At 30.6% G+C, this 9,780-nt stretch carries 8 protein-coding genes; 5 read left to right on the top strand and 3 right to left on the bottom strand.

The genetic code is table 11. The features are described from left to right. Nucleotides 1-157 precede the first annotated feature (157 nt). Both ACFCYN_RS17790 and ACFCYN_RS17785 read right to left on the bottom strand, forming a co-directional pair. A complete protein-coding gene (locus ACFCYN_RS17790) occupies nucleotides 158-805 on the bottom strand; it encodes a GntR family transcriptional regulator (protein ID WP_375950727.1) in 648 nt (215 codons plus the stop codon). Between the two features lie 184 nt (nucleotides 806-989). Beyond that, on the bottom strand, nucleotides 990-1,268 hold the full coding sequence (locus ACFCYN_RS17785; protein ID WP_375950725.1) for a hypothetical protein: 279 nt from the start codon (nucleotides 1,266-1,268) through the stop codon (nucleotides 990-992). An 879-nt stretch (nucleotides 1,269-2,147) separates the two neighbouring features. Here ACFCYN_RS17785 and ACFCYN_RS17780 point away from each other — a divergent pair. The 5 genes from ACFCYN_RS17780 (at nucleotide 2,148) to ACFCYN_RS17760 (ending at nucleotide 7,809) form a co-directional block, all read left to right on the top strand. Beyond that, on the top strand, nucleotides 2,148-3,635 hold the full coding sequence (locus ACFCYN_RS17780; RefSeq protein WP_375950723.1) for a spore germination protein: 1,488 nt from the start codon (nucleotides 2,148-2,150) through the stop codon (nucleotides 3,633-3,635). Nucleotides 3,636-3,654: 19 nt separating this feature from the next. Then, on the top strand, nucleotides 3,655-4,740 hold the full coding sequence (locus tag ACFCYN_RS17775) for a GerAB/ArcD/ProY family transporter (protein ID WP_375950721.1): 1,086 nt from the start codon (nucleotides 3,655-3,657) through the stop codon (nucleotides 4,738-4,740). Further along, nucleotides 4,737-5,819: a Ger(x)C family spore germination protein gene (locus tag ACFCYN_RS17770; protein WP_172443767.1), complete on the top strand. Its 1,083-nt coding sequence runs from the start codon at nucleotides 4,737-4,739 to the stop codon at nucleotides 5,817-5,819. Before ACFCYN_RS17775 ends, ACFCYN_RS17770 begins: the two co-directional genes overlap by 4 nt. Nucleotides 5,820-6,031: 212 nt before the next feature. Further along, nucleotides 6,032-7,147, top strand: a complete 1,116-nt coding sequence (locus ACFCYN_RS17765) for a GGDEF domain-containing protein (protein ID WP_375950719.1) — start codon at nucleotides 6,032-6,034, stop codon at nucleotides 7,145-7,147. 227 nt (nucleotides 7,148-7,374) lie between these two features. Beyond that, nucleotides 7,375-7,809: a DUF6526 family protein gene (locus tag ACFCYN_RS17760; RefSeq protein ID WP_172443769.1), complete on the top strand. Its 435-nt coding sequence runs from the start codon at nucleotides 7,375-7,377 to the stop codon at nucleotides 7,807-7,809. Nucleotides 7,810-7,953: 144 nt separating this feature from the next. Here the strand turns inward: ACFCYN_RS17760 and ACFCYN_RS17755 are convergent, their stop codons facing one another. Beyond that, nucleotides 7,954-9,213 (bottom strand): C40 family peptidase, encoded by a 1,260-nt coding sequence (locus ACFCYN_RS17755; protein ID WP_375950717.1) that lies wholly within the window; start codon nucleotides 9,211-9,213, stop codon nucleotides 7,954-7,956. Nucleotides 9,214-9,780: the final 567 nt, after the last annotated feature.

Here is a 9,780-nt window from a genome sequence, read left to right as displayed (position 1 = left end):
GTTTTCAAGATTATTACCAAAATCTACTCTTGAAGATGCAAGAAGAATAGCAAATCGTTTATGCAATTTAATAAAAAATCTTGAAATTGAATTGGAAGAGATCAAGTAAGTTTCTAAAAAACATCTAAAACCTTTAACAGTTTTAGATGTTTTTTATTTAGAACATTAAATCAATAAATGCTTCCTCTTTTAGTTGTGTAAAAATCTCTTTTGCTTTATCAAATTCTGATTTTTCGACGCACTCAATAATTGAATTATATAATCCAATTGTATGAGGAATTCTATTTTTTCTAACATTAAAAACGTTAGAAGATGTAGCTTCTTCGGTAAATCTTTTCCATAATTGATCAAGCATTTCAACAATTAAGTTGTTTTGAGAATTTAGTAAAAACGTTTTATAAAATTCAGTTAATGATCGATGATATTGATAAGCATCATCCGCATTGAATGCTTTTTCCATAGAGGATGTAATTTCTCTTAGTAGTTTTACATTAAAAGCTATATGCTTTCTTTCAGATTTTTCAACACAGAATACAGCAAAGCACCACTGAATTTCAATCATATTAATGATTTCGTTTAATGTGAAATGAGTATACATTACCGTTGTGCCATGAAAATTATTATGAGATAGAAAATCTTCGGATACAAGTCTACCTAATGCTCTTCTAATCGGTGTTCTGCTCATTTGTAAATCAGATACAAGTGCTGTTTCTTTCAAGTGCATGCCAGTCGGATACTCACCTGAAAGTATTAGATCTTTTATTTTTTCATATGCAATTTGTTCTAATGTTTTTTCCTTTGCCATGTAGTTTCTCCTATAACATAGTGTATGTATTTCAGTAAAATCTTGTCTATTTTCCTATAGTATATTTATCCTTTAGTATACATTAAAAATGCAATTATAAAGCTATATGATTAAAATATTTCACTTAAAGTTTCTTTTTATGAAACTGAGTAAGGGGAAATTTGCTGAATTTATAATAAATCATTTATGATCGTCCTTTTAAAACTAATTCTTCATAGGCAGCTAACGTTTTCAAAAAGGAATTTTTCCTAATTTGAAAGTATTTTATTGAACCAGCAGCAAATCTATTTAGTAATTTAGTCATCGTTTCCATTATTAAGTCATTTTGAGGGGGCTGTAAGATTAAGTTATTAAAATGATTTACTTCATTAAAATATAATTCAGATTCTCCCTCTAAATAGTGCTTAATGAACCCGGAAGATTCTAAAGACATAAGTGCTCTTCGAATAGGAGTTCTACTCATGCCCAAATCCTTTACTAAAGTTGCTTTAGTAATAAATGTTCCAGGTTGATATTTCCCTGGATGATTTCTTTTTTTATTTCATGAAATGCTTTTTGTTCAAGTGTAATATTATTGGGCAATTTGTTCGCGTTCCTATTTTCATTTAGTTCTTTGTATTTACAGAATTATTGTTTCGAATTTTAAATCTAGTGTTGTAATTTTAAAAAACAATAACAATACAAAAAGTATACAATAATTTATGAGAAATAATGTGAATTTAATTTTAAATAGTTCATGAGGTAATTGATGAACGATGGGATACGGGGAACTGAATGAAGAGCCTGTCCATTTTCGGGCATCCTCTTTTTTTAGGTAGTATTAAAGAATGTGAGACCTTTAAATAAACCAGTTTGAAGGTACAAATAAGAGATCAGAAGCTACAAATAAAAATAGGGAAGCTACAAATAAAATTAGTGAATCTGCAATTAAATTTCTTAGAATCCTAAATTAGATAGAATATTACCTATACCGGTTAGGGGTATATACCGTATTTCACCTTAATAAAGGGGCAATAGTGGCTATGTATAAAAGGAAAATGTTAAGTTTCCTCTATTTCTAATTAAACCGACTAAAAAAAATTGAGTGATCCGTTATATATTAAAAAATATGGATAAACAAATCAACTATAAATAAGAAACACCCCTAAGATACCCTCCATTTTCCAACATCCAGTTTTAAGACTGAAAAAAAGTGCGGCCCAGTCAGTTCCACTATTCTTAGGACAGCCTCTTTTTTATGTGCAGTCTGCGTAAGAATAACGTCATGTTATTTTTTTCCATAAAATTGAATAATTTCCATTCCTGTTTCAAATTATAAAATAAAACCTACTAGGGGAACAGTATGAGAAATAATAATAATCGTGTGAAAGAGAATTCTTCTCAAAAAAATTGGATTGAAGAATTATCGAAATCAGATGATTTCACTTTCTTTACAACTTCAAGTGATGTGGAAGATAAAAGTGTTTATCGTATCTACTTTTTTCGAACGTTAATTAGATCTGAGATCATGCATGAGGAAGTACTTCCGTATTTAACAAAGAATCTAACATTACAACAATTAAAATCTCAAATTCCAGTTCAAGAACTGATTGTAACTACGGATAATTCTGTCGTAATCGAAAAACTTCTTGAAGGATATGTGTCAATTCAGTACGGGGATAATAAAACCGAGTGTTTACTTGTTGATGTTGCAAACAACATTTCAAGAACAATTGGTCCGCCTTTAATGGAATCTACTACTTTAGGTCCACAGATTGGATTTGTAGAAGATTTGGTTATCAACATAAATTTAATTCGAAAAAAATTACCTATTTCTGAACTTCATATAAGGGAATTTAAGGTAGGAACATTATCGAAAACCGGTGTTGCGGTAATCTATTTAAGCGAAATTGCTGATGAAGAAAATGTAAATACAGTAACTCAGCGGATTAACGATATTCAATATGATCATATTCCAGATAGTTCTTTTATTTCATCTATGATCGGGGATAATACACATTCAATTTTTCCACAATCCATTCCTACTGAAAGAATTGATCGTGCAGTCGCAGGGTTAGTTGAAGGGAAAATTGTTATTATTGTGGATGGCTCACCAAATGCGTTGTTGACGCCTGCGTTGATCGATGAAACTTTTATCGCAATGGAAGACTATTATGTCAATTGGGTACTGGCTACATTTTTCCGTTTGATAAGAATGTTTGGTTTTGCACTTTCGATCTTTATAACACCTTTTTATGTTGCTATTTTGACTTATCATTATGAACTGATTCCACCTCGCCTACTTGAATCTTTAATCCTATCAAGAGCATCAGTGCCATTTCCTCCAATTATTGAGGTGTTATTTTTAGAAATTACAATCGAGTTAGTGAAGGAAGCGGGGCTTCGTTTGCCGTCAAAAATCGGGCAAACACTTGGGATCGTAGGTGGTATTGTTATTGGGCAAGCGGTTGTTGAAGCGAAGTTAACAAGTAATATTCTTTTAATTCTTGTTGGGCTAGGAACACTTGCTTCATACACATCTGCCATTTATAAGTTTAATAATACAATTCGATTTATTAAATTTCCTGTTATTTTAATGGCGCAATTAATTGGCCTTTTAGGGATTTTTATGGGATTTATTTATTTAATAACTCATTTACTCCGATTAACATCTTTAGGAAGACCGTATATTGGGGCTTACCCTTTTAGAAAAACGACTGCATTTGATTTATGGGTTAGATTGCCATTTGCTGTTCAAAAAAAGAGACCTACAACTTTAAGACCAGCTAGTTTATTTCGGTCAACAAATGATAGTAAACAGCCAGGTCCACCAAGTGACTTTGATGAATAAAAAATGAGGAGATTTGATCATGGCAACTTATAGAAGACAACAGGTATCACCATATCTCCTGTTTTTTATTATTACAAGCTCTCAAATAGGAGTAGGTGTTTTAGGATTTCAACGAATTATTGCAAAATATGCTGGGTATGATGCGTGGATTAGTGTAATAATTGCTGGAATTTTAGTTCATGCAGTTGTGTGGTTTATGTATAAATTATTAATTGCTGCAAAAGGAGATATTATTGATGCTCATAAGCAATTGTTTGGAAATATTATCGGTTCAACCTTTAGCTTAGTCATTATGGTTTATTATCTTCTTTTATCTATTTCTGTTTTAAGACTATATATTGAAATCGTTCAAGTTTGGATGTTTCCAACTCTTGCAACATGGGTATTGGCTACTATTATTTTATTTTTATTGTATTACATCATATCAGGCGGATTTCGAGTAGTAGTTGGAATTGCCTTTTTATCGGGAATCTTTACAGCACTGCTTTATGCTTTGTTGTTTCATTTGCCACATAAATATGTCCATATGGATAATATATTCCCTTTTCTTGATCACTCATTTAAAGATCTATTATTGGCAGCAAAGCAGACAGTTTATACAATGGCAGGGTTTGAAATTTTACTAATGGTTTTTCCTTTCATTCGAAATGGAAATACCTCACAAAAATTTGCTCAGTTTGGGGTTGCTTTTTCAACATTAGTTTTTACACTATCAGCATTTACTACATATTTACTTTTAAGTGAAAAACAAATTCAACATATAATCTGGTCGAGAATATATATTGCCATGTTAATCCATTTTCCTTTTTTAGAAAGATTTGAATATATATTAATTTCCAGTTTCTTAATCAAAGTTATTTCCATTTTAGCCTTATCATTATGGAGCACAAGTAGAGGATTAAAGTTAATTTTTAAATGGAAGCAAAAGTATGCATTAATCTTGATCAGTATAATTAGTCTTGTTGTTTGTCAATTACTTGAAACTCGCTATCAAATAGATGCATTTACTAATTATACAAGTAAAATTGCATTATACCTTTTTTATGTTTACATACCATTATTTTCAATAATCTTCATCACTACAAAGTCTAGGAAAACGCTATGAAAAATTCCCTTCTTATCGTTATTATTTGTATTACTATATGTTTGAATGGTTGTTCACTTGTGCCATCAACGAATGTCAATCAACTAAATATTATTGAAGCTGCAGGATTTGACTTAGTAAATCCAAAACAAATTAAAGGAACCGTTGTTTTTCCTGTCTTTCGACCAACAGGACAGACTGAGTTTAGTGTTTCTTCTGCAGATGGAGAAACGATAAAAAAAGTAAGAGAAAGACTAGATAGTCAAATAAGGTATCGATTAATTTCGGGTCAGCTTCGTGTTGTTACTTTTAGTTTAGACTTAGCAAAAAAAGGGTTCTTTCCAATTATCGATACGTTTAATCGTGACCCAGCTGTCGGAAATATGATACAACTTGCAATAGTTGATGGGGAAACAGCTGATTTACTTTCATTAAAACAGTATACAAAGGAAAACATAGCACTATATATCTATGATCTACTTCTACATAATTCTCAGACGGGACCTTTTCCTTATACGGATTTCGCAACGTTTATCTATCAATATTTTGAAGTAGGGCAGGATGCATATTTACCTGTTTTAAAAGTTGTAAACGATAAAATCAAATTAACTGGAATTGCTGTATTTAAACAGGATAAACTCATTACGATCATACCATGGAAATATACCTTCATTTTTAAAGGGATGATGGAACATTATAAACAAGGCTTACATCAGTTCAAAATTGACGGGGAATATGTAGCAATTGATAATTTAACTTCCAAAAGTAAATATAGTGTTAAAATCAAAAAAGGGAAACCAGAATTTACAATTTATCTGAATATGAATGCAAGAATTCAAGAATATACTGGTGACAAACCAATATTCTTTCCTAAACATATTAAACAATTAACTAAAGCAATTCAAAAGGATATTGAAAAAAATGCAAATGGGCTAATTTCGCTTCTTCAAGAAAAGAATATTGATCCAATTGGATTAGGTTCAAAATTAGAAGCACATCAAAGAAACTTTAATTTGAAAAAATGGAATAAAGAATATTCTAGCGCAAAAATAAAAGTAAAGGTTAATTTAGATATTCTTCATACAGGAGTTGTTGAATAATACTAAAGTCAGGATGGGTAATACAGAGGCGTCTTGTGGTCAGATTTGACTAAAGACGCTTCTATTTATATTTTGAAAAAAATGGTATTCCAATTGGTTTTAAATTGTATACAAAGTAATTAAGAATTATGCTAATATAATAACGCGTAAACATTAAGTATGAATACAAGATTACAAATCAACTTTTATTAAAGGTAATCCCTGGAGGGAATATGCTTTTTAAAAATATTTTTATTACTTATACGATTATTATTAGTTTTTTTTATTTAACTTCTTCTGTTTTATGGGGAGGGGCAAGGGAAAGATTAACAGGGAAATCAAAATTACATGAATTTATTATAGGGGTTTTATTAAGTTTATTGACAATCGTGCTAATCAAATTTCCAATTGTTACAGATCACGGTACTAATATCCAAATAAGAGCACTTGGCATAGAAATTGCTGCAATTTTTTTTGGAAATGTAACATTAGTAACGATGTTTTTATTCGATTTAGTCGTGTTTTATTTTTTTAATGGATATAGTTATTCTTATAAATTAGATACTTCATTATTATTGATTATTTTATTAATAGGTTTTTTAATGAATTATCAAAAATGGTCAGAAAAGAAACGTTTTTTTATACTAACTCCTCTAATCATACTCGTAAGATGTTATGGCTTTTATTTATTCGATAAATGGGTTTTAGCGCCGATTGGTGAGATTGTATTAGGGAGATTACTTCAAACGATGGGATATTGGATTTTAATGTTTGTGCCAGCTTTATTATTAAGTTACTTTATCGCATATCAAACACGAAATACTGAAATGAAATTAAAGAAGATGGAAAACATTGCAAATGTTGACGGTTTAACAGGGTTATATAATCGTAGATTTTTTGATAAACAATTTTTGAATTTTTGCTCCAAATCTTATGAAAGTTCAATACCAATGTCTTTATTAATGATTGACGTTGATTATTTTAAAAAATATAACGATCTATATGGCCATCCAAAAGGTGATGAATGCTTAAAGAAGATCGCATTATGTCTGCAATCAGATACAACTAGTTCGTCAGGTATAGTTGCAAGGTATGGCGGAGAGGAATTTTCTATTTTGTTACCGAAAGCAAATCTTGACGATGCAATGAAAATAGGGATTCGTATATGTAAAAATGTAAAAAAACTAAAGATTGAACATGAAGATTCTGAGGAAAAGTTAGTAACCTTAAGCATTGGTGTGGCATCATTAGTTGCCGAAAGTGAACAAGATATTAAAAAGTTGATTAAACAAGCTGATCAAGCTTTATATAAATCAAAGCATAATGGAAGAGATCAAGTGAGTTGCTAATATGATTAGAAAAACATCTATACTGCCATTTTCGATAATGTCCTTACTAGATGTTTTTTATTCATATATAGTAGAAATGAAAATAATTTGAAAAAAATCTAGAAAGCCTAAATTTAAGGTTTACTAGATTTTTTTAGTATATAAAAATTCTTTAATGATAAATATGCAGTTCGAATAATAATGATAGAATAGGGAACATAATATATTTTTAAAGGAGAGATATACATATGAAACAGCAAAGCTTAGATCAACATGTTCGATATCACCCACTATTTCACTTTTTTGGTGCACCACTAGCATTAATCACAATTATTGGTTCAATCGTTAACTTATGTATTGCGATAAAAAATTGTGATCATATTTGGCTAGCGGTATTTATTCTATTTACCTCACTTTTATTAGTTATTTCATTTTTACTCACAAGAATGTACTCGAATAAAGTACAAGACCGTGTCATTCGTATGGAAGAAAATTTCCGTCATTTTACGTTAACAGGTAAACCGTTAAATCCAAAAACAACAATGGGGCAGATCATAGCATTACGATTTGCAAGCGATGAGGAGTTTGTCGAGTTAAGTGAAAAAGCAGTAAATGAAGGATTATCTTCCAAAGAAATTAAACAGAGTATTAAAAATTGGCGCGCGGATGAGTATCGAGTTTAATACTATTTAAATGCTAAAAGATAAACAAAAGTACCCTATATAGTAGACTGTTTAAATCGGTCTATTTAATAGGGTACTTTTTACTGAACAAGTAAAGTTGAACTTTTTCTATTAAGTCTTATAAATTTAAATAGTTTTCAAACCTTATTGAAATCTTTTAAATCCTAAAAAATGTTGGTCCCAATATGTATTGTTTATATTAGAAATTGTTACACCTGAACTGCTACTTGCATGGATAAACTCTGTGCTATTAATCATAATACCCATATGAGAAGGCCCATAAGTATATGTATCTTTGAAAACGATTAAATCTCCAGGTTGTGCATTATTTACAGTTTTTAAGTTTGAGTTATTATACCAATAACCTGCAACATTTGTTCTTGGAAGTGACACGCCAAATTCTTTGAATACATATGAAATAAATCCACTACAATCAAATCCAGATGGAGTTGCTCCACCCCAAACATAAGGTACATCTAAATACTTTTTTGAATAGGTTATTAAACTTTGTACATCAAACGTTTGAGAGTTATCTGGTTGAGAGTTATTTGAATTTGAACTTGTATTTGTTGCTTTTGCAACATAAGATGCACTAATATACCCTGTTAAGCCATTAACTTTAACTTTGTACCAACCATTTACGCTAGAGATCACATCTAGTTTTTGATTTTTATTTACGATACCTAAAATCTGATAAGAAGTACCAGCCCCAGATCTTATGTTGACACTTCCTGTAGAAATGTAGTTCCCAGTGCTAACGACCGGATTACTGTTAGTATTACTATTTGATTCAGTTACTTTTGCAACATAAGATGCGCTCATATACCCTGTTAAGCCATTAACTTTAACTTTATACCAGCCATTAGAGCTTGAAATCACATCTAGTTTTTGATTTTTATTAACACTACCTATAATCTGATAATTTGTACCGGCCCCAGTTCTAATGCGTACTCCATTACCAGTAGAAATATAGTTTCCCGAAGTGACTACTTGATTAGTACTACTATTCGATTCGGTTACTTTTGCAACATAAGATGCACTCATATATCCTGATATCCCATTAACTTTTACCTTATACCAGCCATTGGAATATGAGATTACATCAATACTTTGCCCTTTATTAACACTACCTAAAATTTGATAAGAAGTACCGGCCCCAGATCTAATGCGGACACCATTACCACTTGATTTATATGTATTTGTGTTTTCAGAAAAAGTTTGCGCACTAGATTGCAGTGTTTTCTTAGGATCAATTGACGTGGCAGCTTCTGTAGTGTTTGGAACTTGAATGGCTACAAATGTTGAGGCAAGTCCTACTAATGCCACTTGGTTCATTGTTCTCTTCTTTTTTCTCTCTTTTTTTAAATTTAACGTAATTAAGGTGTATCCTGACTTCGACTTCATTATTAAACCTTCCCTCTTCCCAATACCTAAATACAACAAAGAAAAATCCCTTACCTCAAAGACTAGTAAGGGCAAATCTTAGATATACATGAATTTGGTAATTAATTAATTAAGAATGTGAGAACACATTAAGTCTAAATTCTAACATAACCTCATATGTGAGTTCACTTAATAAGGGGTAAATAATCAAAATATAATAAATTGGACAAATTTGTAATAATGAGATGTTTCTTGATAATTACTAAGATTATGGCTATTTTTATTGGAATTTTATGGTCGACTTAATTTGATTAGACTCCCCATAAACAGGTTAGCTGATCCTTAGAGATGCGATTAAAATTGTAATTGAGAAGGGGGGACGAGGTTCTGTTTTTTTCATGAAAAAGCAGTAGATTTCGAGCCATTTTTTAGCAGTTTAGATTAAATTAAAGAAAATTTGCTAACTTTCCATTTGAAAGTATCTACTTAGGGAGGATAATTAAGTAAAAATACTATTACCGGTATGGGTATTTTTTATATTTAATTGCCATTCTGGAAATTTAATAGCGATCGCGAGAGTTATTTGCG

The sequence above is a fragment of the Gottfriedia sp. NPDC056225 genome, from assembly GCF_042267765.1.
GTDB lineage: Bacteria > Bacillota > Bacilli > Bacillales > Bacillaceae_G > Gottfriedia.
Note: the sequence above shows the minus strand (reverse complement) of the source record. Positions and strands in the feature narration are given on the sequence as shown.